The following is a 16,914-nucleotide window of genomic DNA, read 5'->3' on the forward strand; positions in this document are numbered from 1 at the left end:
CCGATCCGATGGAGACGTTCTCTCGGTAGGACGCATCAAAACGGCGGGGCTCGCACCCCGCCGCACACAGTTCGTTGGTCCACTCCCAATGGAGATCAATCTTCGTCATCGTCCTCGCGACGTAGGCGCTCTTCACGCCGGATCGGGTCACGTCGCTCCTCACGGAATTCCTCACGACGCTCCTCACGACGGATCTCGTCCCGGCCCCGCTCCCGCGGCGAGCGCGGATCAACCCGCACGCCTCCTGGTCCGATGTCGATGCTCTGCGCCGAGGCCGGCAGGCTTGGGATGGCGAACAGGCCGGCTGCGATTAACGAACCGGCGAACAAGTGCTTCATGGCGTGTTGCTCCCAAACGATCGAGGCCGTTACCGGCGGTTTGTCAGGCTGAAGAGTGCGAGCCCCGCCAGTGCCGCGAGGCCCAAGGCGAGGGAGCGATTGGCTTGGACAAAGTCGGCCGCTTGCTCGCCGGCTTGGCGGAGATCGTTTCCAAGCGGCGACCCGGTCAGGATGCGCTCCGCCCTGGCGCGGTTCTCTTCACGGGTGTTGATGGAGACGTCGAACGCATCGCCATACCGATCGATCTCGATGCTGTTGCGGGCAAACCCTGCGCGCGCCAGCCGCTCTCGCGCCGATCGAGCAGCCTTAAGAGATGAGAACGTCACTGACGCTGAGGTGCTGTCCGACATGGGTTCCTTCGCGGTGCGGGTCGAAACTCGTCGAGGGCGATCGGGTTTCTCATGGGGCTAACCCCTGGTGTCGCCAATTGGGTCCGAGATCATGCAAGTCACGTCCAGCACGAGGCCGTCGGTGCCGCGCTCCAAGCACTGACCGAGGCCAGCCGAGACCTGATGCTGATGGGCGAGACTGTGGCGGCCGACTGAGCCGGCGCGTCATCGTTTGTCGTCATCAGCCTCACGCGCACGCACGGGATCACGAAAATCCTACCGCCCGAACCGCCGTAGCAACTCCCGATGCGGCCTCTGCTCTTCGCGCCATTCCGCGTTGGCGGCCTTCACCATCTCGCGCAGCTGGAAGTAATTCGCCCGGATCTCCCACTTCATGGCGACATGAGCCGCCGAGCGGCGCCCGCGGATCAGGGACACCGTCCGAACCCGCTGCAGCCCTTCGGGCGTCCGCGCGCCCGCGTGCTGCTTCCTCCATGCATCCGGCAGCGACCGTTCGGCATGGCCGGGGAACGGCACGACCAGCATTTGCGGGTGCAGGCGCCCCAGCGTGTGGAGGCCCACGCTGGGGCCATCGCGTCTCGCCATGGTGAGGCTCCGGGATTGGATCGAAGCGCCATCATGCCGCTGCTTCCGCCGCTCAAGGCACACCGAATACCCCATCTGAGCCCCGCGCGCCGCCGGGGCTTTGTCGAGCATGTCCAGACCGTGCTGAAGATCTCCGAGCGTCGGCCCTGTAAGGCGCTCGGTCAGCACCGCTCGACACAGCGCAAGCTGCCGCGGGGCAAAGGTGACGAGGCGGCGCTCGTCGCCGAGTTGATCGAACTCGCCCGCACCTACGGGCGCTACGGCTACCGGAAGGTCGCCGCCCTGCTGGAAGCGGCCGGCTGGCTGTCGACGACAAGCGGGTCGAGCGCCTCTGGCGGCAGGAGGGGCTGAAGGTGCCGGCCAAGCAGCCCAGGCGAGGACGGCTGTGGGATGGGGATGGCTCCTGCCTCCAGCTGCGCCCTAAGTACCCCAACCACGTCTGGTCCTACGACTTCGTCGAGGCACGCACCCATGACGGGCGCAAGTTCCGGATGTGATCAGCATCCAAAAGGGACCCACCCGATCCCTTGTAGGTCAGACACTCAGCGCGCCGATCCGGTCCAAATCGCACTCTGGATCACACTCTTAAGCTCCTTGGGTCCCATCGGTGCATCGGTCGTCACCGTTCGCCCGCGCCATTTGGCGACCGTCATGGGGTTCAGGCCGTATTGAGCGGCTAGGGCGCGGCTACTTTCTTGCGGCGCTTGGAGCCCGGCTCGAACACGCGGCGTCGTGCGGGCGCTCCCGCGACGAACTCCTGCCACGGAAAATCCTCCGACTGACGTCTCAGCGTCGATGATGCACTATCCCACTCCGGGACTGCACACCTGGGATTACGATTTGCCAGGAGGCTCTTCGTCTGTCAGGAACATTTTTTGAAGCTTGGCTGCGAGATCCGAAGCTCGAAAAGGCTTGAGGAGTATCTCGAAGCCGTCCAGATCCCGGTCTTCGCCGATATAGGCGGAGGTAAGGAGAACGCGGATCTGCGGCCATCGCTGTCGCACGATGCTCCCAAGGTCGATACCAGAGACGCGGCCCGGCATATTGACGTCTGTAAAGAGGAACGTCGCCGTAGGATCTGCTTCCAGCATCTCGAGCGCGTCATCGCCGGATCGGGCTTCTCTGATATGAAAGCCCAAGGATTGCAGCGTGGCGGTGGTAACCTGCCGGACGTCTGCCTCGTCCTCGACGACGAGGATCGTCTTGCCTGCGGCGCTAAAGCGGTCTGTGCAATCATGTTCCGCAGTAGCGGTCGTGGAGCTGTCCTCATCCGTGAAGACGGGAAGAGATAGCTTGATCGTCGTTCCTTGTCCCAGTGTGCTGTCGATCGTGATCTCGCCCCCGCTCTGCTGAGCGAAGCCGTAGACCATGCTCAAACCGAGGCCGGTGCCCTTGCCCACTTCCTTTGTGGTGAAGAAGGGTTCGAACACCCGTCCGAGTAGCGCAGGCTCCATCCCGGTCCCCGTGTCCGACACGGTGATCTGGATGCGATCGGCTGTGTCGTCGGGAGAGCCCGAGCCGCTGTTCACGACGGCAACTTTGAGCACGAGCTCACCGCCCTCCGGCATGGCGTCGCGTGCGTTGACCGCGAGATTGATCAGCGCGGCCTCCAATTGCGACGCGTCGACACGGACCGGCGGGAGAGGCTCAGCCATATCGAGCCGAACGCTGATCCGCTCGCCCAAGGTGCGCTGGAGCAGCTTGACCAACTCCGGCATGAAGACGCAGAGGTCCAGCTCGGTGGCTTGCAGGGGCGAGCGACGTGAGAATGCCAGCAATCGACTGGTGAGTTCCGCGCAGCGCTGCGCACCCATGATCGCGCTCTGCAAACGCCGATGCGCCTTCGGGTTATCGCCGAGCGTGCGTTGCACCAGCTCCAGATTGCCGATGACGATACTCAGCATGTTGTTGAAGTCGTGCGCGATCCCGCCGGTCAGGCGTCCCACCGCCTCAAGCTTCGAGGCATGGTGGACGTTGAGTTCGAGTTCCTTGCGCTCGGTCACATCGAACCACATCCCGAAGATCTCAGGGGCTTCGGCGGTCGCGTCGCGGTTGAGCACCACTTGGTCGAGGATATGGCGCTCCACACCATCTGCCGTGCGCCAGCGATACTCCAGCGTGACAGATCCGGTCTGGCTCGCGCGGTTGAGCTCGCTGCGCACGCGCTGGAGATCGTCCGCATTCACACGCGACTGCCACAGGCCGGGCTGAGAGAAGGCTTCCCGCGAGAAGCCCGTGATCCGCTCGATGTTGTCGCTCGTGAAGTGCAGGCTGCGATCGAACTGCCCCGGCACCGCCGTATAGAGGGCGATCGGCAATCCCCGCAGAACAGCGGCCTGATGCTCGTCACGACGTCGAAGCGCCCGCTCTGCCTCGAGCTTCTCGCCCCGAACGCGCAGATTTTCAAGAAGGAGCTCCTTCTCGGCCGCAGCTTTCTGTTTGATTTCTTCTGTCTTACGATAAAGATCAACGAAGATTTCGACCTTCGACTTGAGAATCAAGGGTTGGATTGGCTTGAAGACGTAGTCAACCGCTCCGGCCGAGTACCCCTGGAAGACGTGCGCGTCGTCCTTGTTGAAAGCCGTCAGGAACAGGATCGGCACGCGTGAAGAGCGCGGACGGCTGCGGATCAGCGTCGCGGCTTCGTATCCGTCCATGCGCGGCATCTGAACGTCGAGCAGGATCAGCGCGAAGTCAGCGAGCAGGGTCTGCCGAAGCGCGTCCTCGCCGGACTCGACCAGCACCACTTCAAGCATGGGATCGTCGAGGATCTCTGAGACCGCCAGTAGATTGCGGCGGTCATCGTCGGCGACGAGGATCTTCGTCCGCGAAGGTACGAAACTCGCATTGGGGCGACCAGCGACCGCAACCTCATCGGACGTCGGTTCGATAGGCGAGGCTCTCGTCATATCGAGAGATCCGTTCCGTCCCCTGTTTCCAACACCGAAGCGCTGGCGCCATTGAGCGCCGTGTGACGTCGCTCAAGCTGGACGCGCAGGACGGCGAGGAGTTGGTCGATGTCGATGGGCTTCGACACGTAGTCCGATGCCCCCGCCGCGAGGCACTTCTCGCGGTCGCCCTTCATCGCCTTTGCCGTCACCGCGACCAAGGGAAGGTGGTGAAAGCGCTCGTGCCGACGGATCTCACGGATGGTTTCGTATCCGTCCATTCCCGGCATCATGATGTCCACCAGCATGGCGTCGACATCAGGATTGGCCTGGAGGAGCGCGATGCCGTCGTGGCCGTTCTCCGCGAATAGGACGTCGAGGTCGTGCTGCTCGAGCGCGCTCGTGAGCGAGAAGATGTTCCGCACGTCGTCATCGACCAGGATGACACGACGACCGTGCAACGAACGCGGATCCTGCAGCTCAACTTGGATCGGGCTCTCGGCCGGCGTGCGGCGGATCGCGCGATGCAGGAACAATGCGGCACCGTCGATGAGCCTCTCCGGCGAGCCGGGATCCTTCTGGATCACCGTCGATGCGGTCTGCCTGAGCTGCTGCTCCTCAATGGGAGTCAGCTCTCGGCCGGTGTAGACGATGATCGGGAGCTCGCCGCCGCCGTCGCTGGCACGGATCTGCTCGATCAGCTCGGAGCCGCCGAGATCGGGCAACCCCAGATCCACGATCGCGCAGTCGAATGGATCGGCCGCCAGTGCTTCAAGCGCCTCCTTCGCCGTGCCCACACCCAGAACCGTCACCTCCGCGTCGTCGAGGAGCGCCGAGATGCTCGCGCGTTGATTGGGATCGTCTTCGACGAGGAGTAATCTGCGGACCGGCCGCGCGATGAAGTCCTTCGAGCGGGCGAGCGCTCGCATCAGCCCGTCGCGGTCAACGGGCTTTTCCAGGAAACCGAACGCCCCGGCTCTCAGCCCGCGCTTCTTCTCATCGTTCACCGAGATGACGTGGATCGGGATGTGACGCGTCTGAGAATCGTTCTTCAGCAGGTCGAGCAGTGCCCAACCGTCCATGTCCGGCAGGCCGATGTCGAGGGTAATGGCGTGCGGCTTGTAGCGGTGTGCGAGCGCGAGGGCGGACGCCCCGTCCTGGGCGATCAGACCCTTGAATCCGCGTTCGCGCGCGAGTTCCAGAAGGACGGAGGCGAACATGGCGTCGTCCTCGACGATCAGAACGATGTGGTCCCCGGGCTGGATCGCGTGGCGATCATCCGCCGAGGCCGACAGCGCCATCGCCGCGGAGGGCTGTCGTCCGATGATTGCCGGCGTGCCGGTGCCGTCCATCGATGGGGACGTTGGCCCGGTCGCCGAGACAGCCGGCGGATCGAGAGGCAGGAACAGCGTGAAGGTGCTGCCCTCGCCGAGCCGGCTCTGCAGGACGATTTCACCGCCGAGGAGCCGCGCGATCTCGCGGCTGATCGCCAAGCCGAGGCCGGTACCGCCGTACTTCCGGCTCGTGGTGCCGTCCGCCTGTTGGAAGGCCTCGAAGATGATCCGCTGCTTATCCTCGGCGATGCCGATGCCGGTATCGGTCACGGACAGGGCCATCCATCGACGTCCGGCGCGCAGGGGCGAGCCGTCTGCCGAGGCGAGCGTCAGGGTGACGCTGCCGGTCTCGGTGAACTTGAAAGCGTTGGAGAGGAGATTCCGCAGAACCTGCTGCAGGCGCTTCGAATCCGTTCGGACCGCCTGGGGAAGGTTCGGTGCGACCTCGACCCTGAATGCGACCTGCCGCTCCTCGGCCAGCTGCCGGAACGTTCGGTCGAGGTGCTCTGTCAGGTCAGCCAGCCTCACATCGCCCAGCTCAAGGGAGACCGTCCCAGACTCGATCTTCGAGAGATCGAGGATGTCGTTGATCAGAGCCAGTAGGTCCGAGCCAGCGGCGTGAATGGTCTTGGCGAATTCACGCTGCTTGTCGCTCAGATTCCCGCCCTTGTTCTCGGTGAGCAGCTTCGAGAGGATCAGCAGGCTGTTGAGCGGCGTGCGCAGCTCATGGCTCATGTTGGCCAGAAATTCCGACTTGTAGCGCGAGGTCAACGAGAGCTGCTCTGCCTTCTCCTCCAGGGCGAGCTTGGCATTCGACACCTCGCGATTCTTGCCCTCGACCTCCTTCTTCTGGATCTCCAGAAGCCGCGCCTTCTCCTCGAGCTCCTCGTTTGTCTGCTGCAGACGCTCACGCTGATTCTTGAGAAGGTCCTCCGATTGCTGAAGAGACGCGGCTTGCATCCCGAGGCGATCGTTCGTCTTCTTCAATTCTTCCTGCTGGCTCTGCAGCTCGCTCGTCAGAAGCTGCGACTGCTTCAGAAGGCCTTCGGTCCGCATGTTCGCCGCGATCGTGTTCAGCACGATGCCGATGGACTCGGTCAACTGGTCGAGGAAGGATTGATGGGTCTCGCTGAAGCGGTTGAAGGAGGCCAGCTCGATCACCGCCCGAACCTCCTGCTCGAACAGGACCGGCAGCACGATGATGTTGAGGGGAGGGGCCTCGCCGAGCGCCGAGCCGATCGTGATGTAGTCGCCGGGCACGTTGGTCAGCAGGATGCGCTTCTTCTCGTAGGCGCATTGCCCCACGAGACCCTGCCGCATCCGGTAGCGGTTCGACAGGTTCTTCCGCTCGGTGAAGGCATAGCTCGCCATCAGGTCGAGCACGGGCTCAGTGCCGTCGGCCTCCACCATGTAGAACACGCCCCGCTGCGCGTTCACGAGCGAGGCGATCTCGGACAGGATCAGGTTCGACACCGTCGCGAGGTCGCGCTCGCCCTGCAGCATGCGGGTGAACTTGGCGAGGTTAGTCTTCAGCCAATCCTGCTCGGCGTTTTTGAGGGTCGTGTCCCGCAGGTTACGAATCATCTCGTTAATCGTGTCCTTCAGCGAGGCGACCTCGCCGGAGGCCTCGACCGAGATCGAGCGGGCGAGATCGCCCTTGGTCACCGCAGTGGCGACATCGGCGATGGCGCGCACCTGTGTCGTCAGGTTCGCCGCAAGCTGGTTCACGTTGTCCGTCAGATCGCGCCACAGGCCTGCTGCGCCGGGCACCCGGGCCTGACCGCCGAGCTTGCCTTCGACGCCCACCTCACGGGCGACGTTGGTCACTTGGTCGGCGAAGGTGGCGAGCGTCTCGATCATCTCGTTGACGGTGTCGGCGAGGGCCGCGATCTCGCCCTTAGCATCGACCGACAGCTTTCGCTTCAGATCGCCCTGCGCCACCGCGGTCACGACGTCCGCGATGCCGCGGACCTGGCCCGTCAGGTTCGCTGCCATCATGTTCACGTTGTCGGTGAGATCCTTCCAGGTTCCGCCGACACCCCGCACCTGCGCCTGACCGCCGAGCTTGCCTTCCGAGCCCACCTCGCGGGCCACGCGGGTCACCTCGGAGGCGAATGAGTTGAGCTGATCGACCATCGTGTTGATGGTCGATTTCAGCTCCAGGATCTCGCCGCGCACATCCACGGTGATCTTCTTGGATAGATCGCCGTTGGCCACTGCGGTCGTCACGTCGGCGATGTTGCGGACCTGCCCCGTCAGGTTCGCTGCCATCATGTTCACGTTGTCGGTGAGATCCTTCCAGGTACCTCCGACCCCACGCACCTGTGCCTGGCCCCCGAGCTTGCCCTCGATGCCGACCTCGCGTGCGACGCGTACGACCTCGCTCGCGAAGGAGTTGAGCTGATCCACCATGGTGTTGATGGTGGACTTCAGCTCCAGGATCTCGCCCTCGACCGCGACGGTGATCTTCTTCGAGAGATCGCCATTGGCGACGGCCGTCGTAACCTCAGCGATGTTACGGACTTGGCCGGTGAGGTTCGCCGCCATCATGTTGACGTTGTCCGTCAGACCCTTCCACACGCCGCCGACGCCCTTCACCTGCGCCTGACCGCCGAGCTTGCCCTCGGTCCCCACCTCCTTGGCGACGCGGGTCACCTCGGAGGCGAAGGAGTTGAGCTGGTCGACCATGGTGTTGATGGTGGACTTCAGCTCCAGGATCTCGCCCTTCACGTCGACGGTAATCTTCTTGGAAAGGTCGCCGTTCGCCACTGCGGTCGTCACGTCGGCGATGTTCCGGACCTGGCCCGTCAGATTCGCAGCCATGAGATTGACGTTGTCGGTCAGGTCCGCCCAGGTCCCGGCAACGCCTTCCACGCGAGCCTGGCCCCCGAGCTTGCCTTCCGAGCCCACCTCCCTGGCGACGCGGGTCACCTCGGAGGCGAAGGAATTGAGCTGATCGACCATGGTGTTGATGGTGTTCTTCAACTCCAGGATCTCGCCGCGCACATCGACGGTGATCTTCTTCGACAGGTCGCCGTTCGCCACCGCCGTGGTGACATCGGCGATGTTCCGGACCTGACCGGTGAGATTGGCCGCCATGAGGTTGACGTTGTCGGTCAGGTCCGCCCACGTGCCGGCGACCCCTCGCACCTGGGCCTGGCCGCCGAGCTTGCCCTCCGAGCCCACCTCCCTGGCAACGCGGGTCACCTCGGAGGCGAAGGAGTTGAGCTGATCGACCATGGTGTTGATGGTGTTCTTCAGCTCCAGGATCTCGCCCTTCACGTCGACGGTGATCTTCTTCGACAGGTCGCCATTCGCGACCGCCGTGGTGACGTCCGCGATGTTCCGCACCTGACCGGTGAGATTGGCAGCCATCATGTTCACGTTATCGGTCAGATCTTTCCAGGTGCCGCCGACACCCTCGACCTGAGCCTGTCCTCCCAGCTTCCCTTCTGAGCCCACTTCCTTGGCGACGCGGGTCACCTCGGAGGCGAAGGAATTGAGCTGGTCCACCATCGTGTTGATGGTCGATTTGAGTTCGAGGATCTCGCCCTTCACGTCGACGGTGATCTTCTTCGACAAGTCACCCCGCGCCACCGCGGTCGTGACCTCGGCGATGTTGCGCACTTGGCCGGTGAGGTTGGCGGCCATCATGTTGACGTTGTCGGTCAAGTCCTTCCAGACACCGCCGACGCCCTTCACATGCGCTTGACCGCCGAGCTTGCCCTCGGTCCCCACCTCCTTGGCGACGCGGGTCACCTCGGAGGCGAAGGAGTTGAGCTGATCGACCATGGTGTTGAAGGTCGACTTGAGGTCGAGAATCTCACCCTTCACGTCGACGGTGATCTTCTTCGAAAGATCGCCATTGGCGACTGCGGTGGTGACCTCGGCGATGTTGCGGACCTGACCCGTCAGGTTCGCCGCCATCAGGTTCACGTTGTCGGTGAGGTCCTTCCAAGTGCCTCCGACGCCCTTCACCTGGGCTTGGCCGCCGAGCTTCCCTTCCGAGCCGACCTCACGGGCGACGCGAGTCACCTCGGAGGCGAAGGAATTGAGCTGGTCCACCATGGTATTGACGACCTTGCCGATCCGCAGGAACTCCCCCCGCAATGGGCGGCCCTCGATCTCGATCTGCATGGTCTGTCCCAGGTCGCCCTTGGCGACTGCACCGATGACCCGCGCCACCTCGGTGGTCGGCTGAACGAGATCGCCGATCATGGAGTTGACCGAGTCGACGCACTCGACCCATCCACCGGTTGCCGCGGGCAGCTTTCCGCGCTCGCCGATACGGCCGTCCTTGCCGACCGTGCGGGCCACACGGTCGAGTTCGCGCGCCAGACCCTGGTTCAACTCGACGATGTCGTTGAAGGCCTGCGCGATCTCGCCCTCGATCCCGGTCAGATCGAGGGGTAGTCTGACCGTGAAATCGCCTTTCCGGAAGGCACGCAGGCACTTCAGGAGAATCTTGGGCTCAATCTGCGAGGAGCCTGGCGTCATGGATTTCCCCCTGAGGGATGAGACGGTCAGCATGGCTGACCGGTGCGAGCTGTGCCGCCTTTATCTTTGCAGAGTTAAGGCCCTTTCAACCGTAGGTCGTGCGGAAGCGAGAGCCGATCCCCTGGAGCAGGGGTGCATACGCGCCGCGTCCTGAGAAGGCCAGCGGCGCGGAGGACCGAGTGGCGAAGCTTCCGACCCTGCAGGGGCTGCCATCGGTCTCGTGCGAGATCGCGAAGGCCGAGCGGACATGAGCGAGCAGGAGCAGGTCCTCGCGCTGACGGCACGACGCGGGCCGGTTTTTCCAAGCAAAGTAGCCGCTCGGACTGACGTCGAGGACCTTGCACAGACGCGGGACGGGGAAATCCTTCTTCGCCGCATCGATGAGTTGGAACCTCATCGACGTCCTTCGTTGACGAAAAAAGCCGTGGCCCGCTTCATGATCTCGCGCTCTTGGCGCAGCACCTCGTGCTCGCGCCACAGGCGCTTCAGCTCGACGGCCATGTCCTCCTGCCGCTCCGCTGGCAGCACGTCGACCTTCCGATCACGCCGGCCGTCGATCCAGGTGCACGATGTCGAGAGTCCGATCTCGGGATCGGCGGCGATCTCGCGGCGGGAACGGCCGCTTGTCTGGGGGAGCCGTACCGTCTTCCCCCGGGAACTCAGGCGTGAATTGCTTCTTGGGTTCTGCCATCGGAAACCCCATCCATCACGGAAGAAGCTCGCCACTTCTCCGAAGCAAGTCCGCACCTCTATCGCCCGAGATGATGGTTGGCACCCAGGCCCGTCGGTCGAAGTGAGGTCCCGATCTCGGCGCGCGGCGCTCTACCGGCAAGGCCACCGCTGTCGGAAGGCGAGTGTGGCTCCGGCCAGCATGTCGAGTTGCAACATGGTATCATGCGCCCGCACCCAGGTGAGAAATGTGTCCGACAGCTGCTCGATGCTGTAGTCGACATCGCAGAGACCGCCCCGATCGCCGCCGTTGCCGAATGCCGTTAGCGTGTCGGCGATGCCCATGAGGTAGGCGCTGCACCAACCCGAGGCCTCCCCCTGCTCGGCAAGGCACGCCCGGTAGAGGTCGGCAGTCCTTCTCTCCCGGATGTCGACCGGACCCGCCGGCTGCTTTCCAGGTTCGGCCGACGTGGGGCCCGGCTTGTTCGGCAAGCAGGATTTTGTCGCGCAGTCGGCAGCGTCGGCTTCGGGTATCGCCGCCGCCAGGAAGGGGGCAAGCAACCCTGCAATCACGAGGGGATGGTTCCGGCTTCCGGCGATCATGACCGCGCTCCCGTCCGTCAGCCCTTGGCAACTTTCATTCGATCGAGTGCCTGACGGAGGCCCTTGGCAAGCTTGCCCGCGTCTTCGTTGGCCCAGAAATGCATGAAGAACAGCCGCGGCTCGTCGTCGAGCATGTGGTTGTGCAGGGCCGTCACCTCGATGCCGTTCGTGCGGAGCGCCTTGATCACCGGATTTACCTCGTCGGCTGTCAGCACGAAGTCGCCCGTGATCGCAGCCTTGCCGCCGCCGGTCGGCTGGAAGTTGATGGCGATGGCCGAACCCATGGCCTCGGGCACCGCCATGCCGTGGTCCTTAGGGGTCTGCGAGCGCGGCACGCTGACGGCGTAGACGCCGCCGTTGATCTTGCCCTTGCGGCCGAGCGCCTGATCAATGGCGGCCGTATCAAGGTCGAGCGCCTGGTCAGAGGTTTTCGTCGTCGCCGGCACCGGTCCTTCACCGGCCGCGGCCGGGCTCGTGCTGACTATCGACGACGGCTCGCCGCCCGCCGTTTCACCCCCGAACGGCGTCCGACTGGCACCCAGGGCGCCCATCAGGGTCGTGGACAGCTTGCTTGGCTCGCCATGACCCGAGACGTGCATGTAGAACGTGCTAGGCGAAGCCCGCAGCAGGTGGTTGTGCAGGGCGGTGATCTCCACACCGCCCTCAATCAGGCGCGTCATCACTGGATTGATCTCGTCCTCGGTCAGGACCAGGTCGCCCATCACCATGACGTCGTTGTCGCCAGACTTCGTGAAGGCGAGCCATGAGCCGAGAGCGAGGGCTGGCTTGACCCGGACGCCGTCGAGTGTGACCGCGAGGTCGGTGCGTGGCAGCCCGACCCGGTAGACGCCGCCCGGCATCACCGTACCAGCCTTGCCGAGTCCCTGGGCTATGGCGTCTTGCCAGGGCTCGGCCGCCGACGCAGCGGGTGCGAGCGCGACCATGCTCAACACGGCGAACGGGGCCAGCAAGTGACGCATGGTCGTCTCCTCGGTTGTTTTCGCGTTTCGCGTTCTCAGGGCCTGCCGGCGCCTGCCAGGGCAAGAAGGGCGATTGCCCCAACCAGAGTGCTGGAGCCCATCACACTTGCCCCATAAGACGGAGGGTGACGCCGGCCGCGGCGCAGGCCGCGAGCGCCTGGACCATGCCGACCTTGAACCGGAACGCCGCGAGGACCGCCGCGGCCGCTAGGGCGAGCGCCCAGGGGTTGAGGCTGGCGAGGACCGGTACGTCGAGGTGGATTGGCCCGGCCGTGAACCGTCGCGTCTCGGCGAAGATGGTTTGGAGTGCAAACCACACGGCGAGGTTCAGGATCACGCCGACCACGGAAGCGGTGATGGCCGAGAGCGCGCCGGCGAGCGCCCGATCGCCGCGCAGGCGTTCGACATAAGGGGCGCCGACGAAGATCCAGAGGAAGCAGGGCGCGAATGTTACCCAGGTCGTGAGGAGCCCCCCGAGCGTGCCGGCGACGAGCGGCGGCAGGGTGCCCGGATGGCGGAAGGTCGCCATGAAGCCCACGAACTGGGTGACCATGATGAGCGGACCGGGCGTGGTCTCGGCCATGCCGAGGCCGTCGAGCATCTCGCCCGGCTTCAGCCAGCCGTAATGCTCCACCGCCTGCTGGGCGACGTAGGAGAGTACCGCGTAGGCCCCCCCGAAGGTCACCATCGCCATCTTGGAGAAGAATACCGCGACGTGGATGAAGACGTGATCCGGCCCGAAGGCGATGAGGATGGCGGCGACCGGTACAAGCCAGATCGCGCTCCAAGTCAGCAGCACCCGAAGTGTGTGCTTGATGGCGGCGCGGTCCTGAGGAAGTTCGTCGTCGCCGAGCAGGAAGGGGCCATCGACGACCTTACCCGCACCGTGCCCTCCCGCTGCCCGGAACTGAGGCAGACCGAGACGGCCCCCGAGATAGCCGATCATTCCGGCCGTCAGCACGATCAGCGGGAAGGACAGGTCGAGGAAGTAGATGGCGACGAAGGCCGCCGCCGCGAGGCCGACCATGACCGGGCCCTTGAGCGCGCGCTTGCCGATGCGGAGCACGGCCTGGAGCACGATGGCGAGCACCGCCGCCTTCAGGCCAAAGAACAGGCCCCCAACGAACCCGACGTTGCCGTAGAGCGCGTAGACCCAGCTCAGGACCATGATGGCGACGATGCCCGGCAGGACGAACAGGCCGCCCGCGACGAGTCCGCCGCGTGTGCCGTGCATCAGCCAGCCGACATAGGTCGCGAGTTGCTGCGCCTCGGGGCCGGGGAGCAAGGTGCAGAAGTTCAGGGCGTGGAGGAAGCGGTTCTCGGAGATCCAGCGCTTCTCCTCGACCAAGATGCGGTGCATGACCGCGATCTGCCCGGCCGGGCCGCCGAAGGAGAGAGCGGCGACGCGCAGCCAGACCGGCAGGGCCTGACTGAGCGCCACCGGCGGCGGAAGGGCGCGGGGGTCGGGCTCGTGTGGAACCCTAGGGCTGGCGAGCATGGCGCCGGCCATGATCAAGCCCTTGCCTTGGGCTTGTTGGTCGGCCAGTTATGGGTCTCCTCGGTCGCATCCCGGCACCAGCGATAGAAGGCGTCGTAGAGGAGCATGCCGGCGTCGAGTTGCTCCAGGTCGTCCGCGTAGATGCGCGACAGGCCGAGCGACGCCGCGAGCAGACCCGCCGCTTCCGGTGCGAGATCGGGCCGCGCGGTATCGGCCCCGCGCACCAGGGTCGCCAGATGCAGGAGCGGCGGCATGGCGAGGCCGAGTTCTTCGACCATGACGTCGAAGGTGCAGAGCGTGCCCCGGTGGCTCCAGAAGGCACCCGGGTCGTCAATGTCGAAGGGTGCGCCCCCGAACCGTTCGGCCACGGCGTTCACCTCGGGCGGCGGCACAAAGAGGAAGACCGCGTCCGGGTCGACGAAGCGCCGGATCAGCCAGGGACAGGCGATGCGGTCGACCTTGGGGCGTGCGCGGGTGACCCAGACGGTCCGGCCGCGCGCGTCACGGGGCGGCAGCTTGGCCTCTGGCACCAGTGGCAGGCCTGCAGCTTCCCAGGCATCGAAGCCGCCGTCCAGGGTCTCGGCTGCTACGCCTGCCTGGCGCAGGTAAGCAGCGGCGCCGTGGCCGATGTCGCGCCCGTGGCGGCACACCGCGACTGCGCCGCGACCCGCAAGGTCGGCGGACCAGTGCGCGATGTCGGCGACGGGGCGGCGGATACTACCTGGGATTAGGCGCGAATCATCGCGAAAAGCGTCGTCCGGCCTGACGTCGACAACGACCGGGCAAGCGGGCGTGCCGACGAGTCGAGCGAGTTTGTCGACGGGGATCGCAGTAGGCGTAGGCATGACGCGTCCTTGCATCGAATGCAGAATGGACGCGATTCTTCAGCCGGAGCCTCGTCGGGAGATCGCTTCCCGAGTTTCTATTCACCGCCGTCGAGAGCGTGATGTCAAGCGGGGACCGCGCTATCTCAACCCGCCGTTATGCGCAGGCACGGCCGGATTCCCGCGCAGCAGTTCCAATGATCCTCCCTCGGTTTCACGGACACCTCTGATACGCTCTGGCGGAGCGGGGAAGGTGTCGGACGGCGCAGACGAGACGGGCGTTCACGCCCGAGTTCAAGCGCGAAGCGGTCGCCCTGCTGGAGAGCCGCGGCCGGCCGCAGATGCAGATCGCGGCCGAGCTCGGGATCCAGCCCTCGATGTTGCGGCAATGGCGTGCAACGCTGGATGGAGCCCCACCCCGACCGCGGCCGGCAGGATCGACCGGGGCCTTGCGACCAACTCCGGTCGCATCGCCGTCTGATCAGGCCGCCGAGATCGCCCGCCTGCGGCGTGAGCTCGACCGCACGCGCATGGAGCGCGACGTGCTAAAAAACGCCATCGGCATCTTCGCGGAGATGCCCAAGTGACCTACGCCTTCATCGAGCTGCATGCGCGGACCTGGCCGGTGCGTCTCATGTGCCGCGTGCTCGACGTCTCCCCCAGCGGCTTCTATGGCTGGCGGTCACGGCCTGAGAGCGCCCGCTCGGCCTCCACCCGTCGTCAGCTCCTCGACGATGTCCGCCGCATCCATGCCGCCCACCATCGGCGCTACGGTGCCCCACGCGTACATGCCGCCTTGCGGGCGGAAGGCCGTTCAGTCAGCCGCGGGCGGATGTAGCGTCTCATGCGCCGGCACGGCATCCGCGCACTGGCGGGGCGTCGGTTCCGGCCCTGCACGACCGACAGCCGTCACGATCTCCCGATCGCCCCGAACCTGCTGAAGCAGGACGTCTCGGCTGCGCGGCCCGACACGGTCTGGCTGGCCGACATCCCCTACCTGCCGACCGCAGAGGGCTAGCTCTACCTGGCCGCCGTCCTCGATGATGGAGAGCTTCTTCCTCACCCAAGGTCGAGCTCGTCCATCAGCGACGATGGGCGACCCGGGATGAGGCGCGACGCAACCTGTTCGCTTACATCGAGGGCTACTACAATCGGCAACGCATCCATTCAGCACTCGGTTATCTCACGCCCGAGCAGGCCGAACGGACCGCGAGCTAAACTCCCCGTGTCCGCGAAATCAGGGGAGGATCAGGGACGTCTTCCTGACGTCCGCGGATGACCGGTCAAACGTGAAGAGCTGAACACAGTGGACCTCACTGAGGAACTTCAGGGATCTGCTGTCCGCTGGCGGTATCGAGCTACCGCCAGCGGACACAGGAGCGTGTCTTTACTCCAAACTCAGGGCTACTTTTCGCGGATGCCCGAACACCTCTCGACAAATTTTTATGGCTCTAGAGGCGCCAGAACCGCCTGGAAACATCAAACTTTCAGCCTAGGGTGTGAACCGAACCAAGCTGTTGCCGGGTTTGCCAGTTTGTGATTCCAGGCGACTGTTTTGCAGCCTGGAGGTGGCGATGGCGGACCTGTTCTGGCTCTCCGATGAGCAGTGGGCGGTGATCGAGCCGTTCATGCCCAGAGACCAGCCCGGCCCCGAGCGCAAGGACGACCGGCAGATCATCTCCGGCATCCTGCACGTGCTCACATCGGGATGCCGCTGGCGTGATTGTCCGGCGGAGTATGGGCCGCGCACCACCGTCTACAACCGGTTCAACAGATGGTCGCGGCGCGGCTTCTGGAAGGCCATGTTGGCGGACCTGGCCAAGGCCGGGTGGGCGGGCGATGCGGCCGCCCTCGATAGCACCTATGTGCGGGCCCACCGCTCGGCCCACGGCGGCAAAGGGGGGCGCGGACACAGGCCATCGGCCCGTCGCGCGGCGGCCAGACGACCAAGATCCACGCGCTCACCGATGTCCTCGGCCGCCCCGGCGTCCTCTTGCTGACGCCCGGCAACGCCAGCGACGTGACGACCGCGCCTGCGGTGCTGGCCGAAGCGCCTGGCCGGATCCGGCGGCTGGCTGCCGACAAGGGCTACGATGCCGATTGGCTGCGCACCGATCTGCGGGCGCAGGGCATCACGCCGGTCATCCCGGGCAAGCGCAGTCGCAAACGACGCATCCGCCACGACAAGCGGCGCTATCGGGAGCGCTGGCGCATCGAGGCGACCTTCAACCGCCTCAAGGACTTCCGCCGCGTCGCGACCCGATATGACAAGCTCGCCCGCAACTATGCCTCAGCCGTCGCCCTCGCCGCCGTCATCGCTTTCTGGTGCTGATCGAGTCCAGACCCTA

10 protein-coding genes and 5 pseudogenes are annotated in these 16,914 nt (G+C 65.0%); 4 read left to right on the forward strand and 11 right to left on the reverse strand.

All coding sequences use genetic code 11. The features are described 5' to 3' along the window. Positions 1-95: 95 nt before the first annotated feature. Both Q8W67_RS07305 and Q8W67_RS07310 read right to left on the reverse strand, forming a co-directional pair. Positions 96-338, reverse strand: a complete 243-nt coding sequence (locus Q8W67_RS07305; protein WP_305542957.1) for a hypothetical protein — start codon at positions 336-338, stop codon at positions 96-98. 29 nt (positions 339-367) lie between these two features. Then, the gene (locus Q8W67_RS07310; RefSeq protein ID WP_305542960.1) at positions 368-688 is read right to left on the reverse strand and encodes a hypothetical protein; all 321 of its coding nucleotides are present in this window, start codon (positions 686-688) and stop codon (positions 368-370) included. A 51-nt stretch (positions 689-739) separates the two neighbouring features. On the opposite strand from Q8W67_RS07310, the gene Q8W67_RS07315 reads away from it, so the two are divergent. After that, positions 740-883: a hypothetical protein gene (locus tag Q8W67_RS07315; RefSeq protein ID WP_305542962.1), complete on the forward strand. Its 144-nt coding sequence runs from the start codon at positions 740-742 to the stop codon at positions 881-883. Between the two features lie 60 nt (positions 884-943). Here the strand turns inward: Q8W67_RS07315 and Q8W67_RS07320 are convergent, their stop codons facing one another. Beyond that, a complete protein-coding gene (locus Q8W67_RS07320) occupies positions 944-1,273 on the reverse strand; it encodes a hypothetical protein (protein ID WP_305542964.1) in 330 nt (109 codons plus the stop codon). Between the two features lie 75 nt (positions 1,274-1,348). On the opposite strand from Q8W67_RS07320, the pseudogene Q8W67_RS07325 reads away from it, so the two are divergent. Beyond that, positions 1,349-1,767 (forward strand): annotated as a pseudogene (locus Q8W67_RS07325) (IS3 family transposase); the annotation flags it as partial. A 75-nt stretch (positions 1,768-1,842) separates the two neighbouring features. Here the strand turns inward: Q8W67_RS07325 and Q8W67_RS07330 are convergent. From Q8W67_RS07330 to Q8W67_RS07365, 8 genes and pseudogenes are all read right to left on the reverse strand, one after another. Next, positions 1,843-2,037 (reverse strand): annotated as a pseudogene (locus Q8W67_RS07330) (IS481 family transposase); the annotation flags it as partial. Between the two features lie 69 nt (positions 2,038-2,106). Next, positions 2,107-4,182, reverse strand: coding sequence for a response regulator (locus Q8W67_RS07335; RefSeq protein ID WP_305542967.1), 2,076 nt, complete (start codon positions 4,180-4,182; stop codon positions 2,107-2,109). Continuing rightward, the gene (locus tag Q8W67_RS07340) at positions 4,179-9,992 is read right to left on the reverse strand and encodes a HAMP domain-containing protein (protein ID WP_305542969.1); all 5,814 of its coding nucleotides are present in this window, start codon (positions 9,990-9,992) and stop codon (positions 4,179-4,181) included. The genes Q8W67_RS07335 and Q8W67_RS07340 overlap by 4 nt, the downstream gene beginning before the upstream one ends. Positions 9,993-10,190: 198 nt before the next feature. After that, positions 10,191-10,683 (reverse strand): annotated as a pseudogene (locus Q8W67_RS07345) (IS3 family transposase); the annotation flags it as partial. A gap of 131 nt (positions 10,684-10,814) precedes the next feature. Then, complete coding sequence (locus tag Q8W67_RS07350) at positions 10,815-11,264, reverse strand: Rap1a/Tai family immunity protein (RefSeq protein ID WP_305542971.1); 450 nt, start codon at positions 11,262-11,264, stop codon at positions 10,815-10,817. Between the two features lie 17 nt (positions 11,265-11,281). Continuing rightward, the gene (locus tag Q8W67_RS07355) at positions 11,282-12,244 is read right to left on the reverse strand and encodes a DUF1259 domain-containing protein (protein WP_305542975.1); all 963 of its coding nucleotides are present in this window, start codon (positions 12,242-12,244) and stop codon (positions 11,282-11,284) included. Positions 12,245-12,344: 100 nt separating this feature from the next. Further along, the gene (chrA, locus tag Q8W67_RS07360) at positions 12,345-13,754 is read right to left on the reverse strand and encodes a chromate efflux transporter (protein ID WP_370693831.1); all 1,410 of its coding nucleotides are present in this window, start codon (positions 13,752-13,754) and stop codon (positions 12,345-12,347) included. Positions 13,755-13,756: 2 nt separating this feature from the next. Next, positions 13,757-14,587 (reverse strand): sulfurtransferase/chromate resistance protein, encoded by an 831-nt coding sequence (locus Q8W67_RS07365; RefSeq protein ID WP_305542978.1) that lies wholly within the window; start codon positions 14,585-14,587, stop codon positions 13,757-13,759. 215 nt (positions 14,588-14,802) lie between these two features. Here Q8W67_RS07365 and Q8W67_RS07370 point away from each other — a divergent pair. Together Q8W67_RS07370 and Q8W67_RS07375 are read left to right on the forward strand one after the other, a co-directional pair. Further along, a pseudogene (locus Q8W67_RS07370) lies at positions 14,803-15,784 on the forward strand (IS3 family transposase). A gap of 410 nt (positions 15,785-16,194) precedes the next feature. Continuing rightward, positions 16,195-16,898 (forward strand): annotated as a pseudogene (locus Q8W67_RS07375) (IS5 family transposase). Positions 16,899-16,914: the final 16 nt, after the last annotated feature.

It is taken from the genome of Methylobacterium sp. NEAU K, from assembly GCF_030700285.1.
In the GTDB taxonomy this organism is placed as follows: Bacteria; Pseudomonadota; Alphaproteobacteria; order Rhizobiales; family Beijerinckiaceae; genus Methylobacterium.

Bases quoted from the DNA above. Each gene is read 5' to 3' on its own strand.
- Q8W67_RS07335 (WP_305542967.1), bottom strand. From the start codon at position 4,182: ATGACGAGAGCCTCGCCTATCGAACCGACGTCCGATGAGGTTGCGGTC.
- Q8W67_RS07355 (WP_305542975.1), bottom strand. From the start codon at position 12,244: ATGCGTCACTTGCTGGCCCCGTTCGCCGTGTTGAGCATGGTCGCGCTC.
- chrA (WP_370693831.1), bottom strand. From the start codon at position 13,754: ATGGCCGGCGCCATGCTCGCCAGCCCTAGGGTTCCACACGAGCCCGAC.
- Q8W67_RS07305 (WP_305542957.1), bottom strand. From the start codon at position 338: ATGAAGCACTTGTTCGCCGGTTCGTTAATCGCAGCCGGCCTGTTCGCC.
- Q8W67_RS07340 (WP_305542969.1), bottom strand. From the start codon at position 9,992: ATGACGCCAGGCTCCTCGCAGATTGAGCCCAAGATTCTCCTGAAGTGC.
- Q8W67_RS07350 (WP_305542971.1), bottom strand. From the start codon at position 11,264: ATGATCGCCGGAAGCCGGAACCATCCCCTCGTGATTGCAGGGTTGCTT.
- Q8W67_RS07365 (WP_305542978.1), bottom strand. From the start codon at position 14,587: ATGCCTACGCCTACTGCGATCCCCGTCGACAAACTCGCTCGACTCGTC.
- Q8W67_RS07320 (WP_305542964.1), bottom strand. From the start codon at position 1,273: ATGGCGAGACGCGATGGCCCCAGCGTGGGCCTCCACACGCTGGGGCGC.
- Q8W67_RS07315 (WP_305542962.1), top strand. From the start codon at position 740: ATGGGGCTAACCCCTGGTGTCGCCAATTGGGTCCGAGATCATGCAAGT.
- Q8W67_RS07310 (WP_305542960.1), bottom strand. From the start codon at position 688: ATGTCGGACAGCACCTCAGCGTCAGTGACGTTCTCATCTCTTAAGGCT.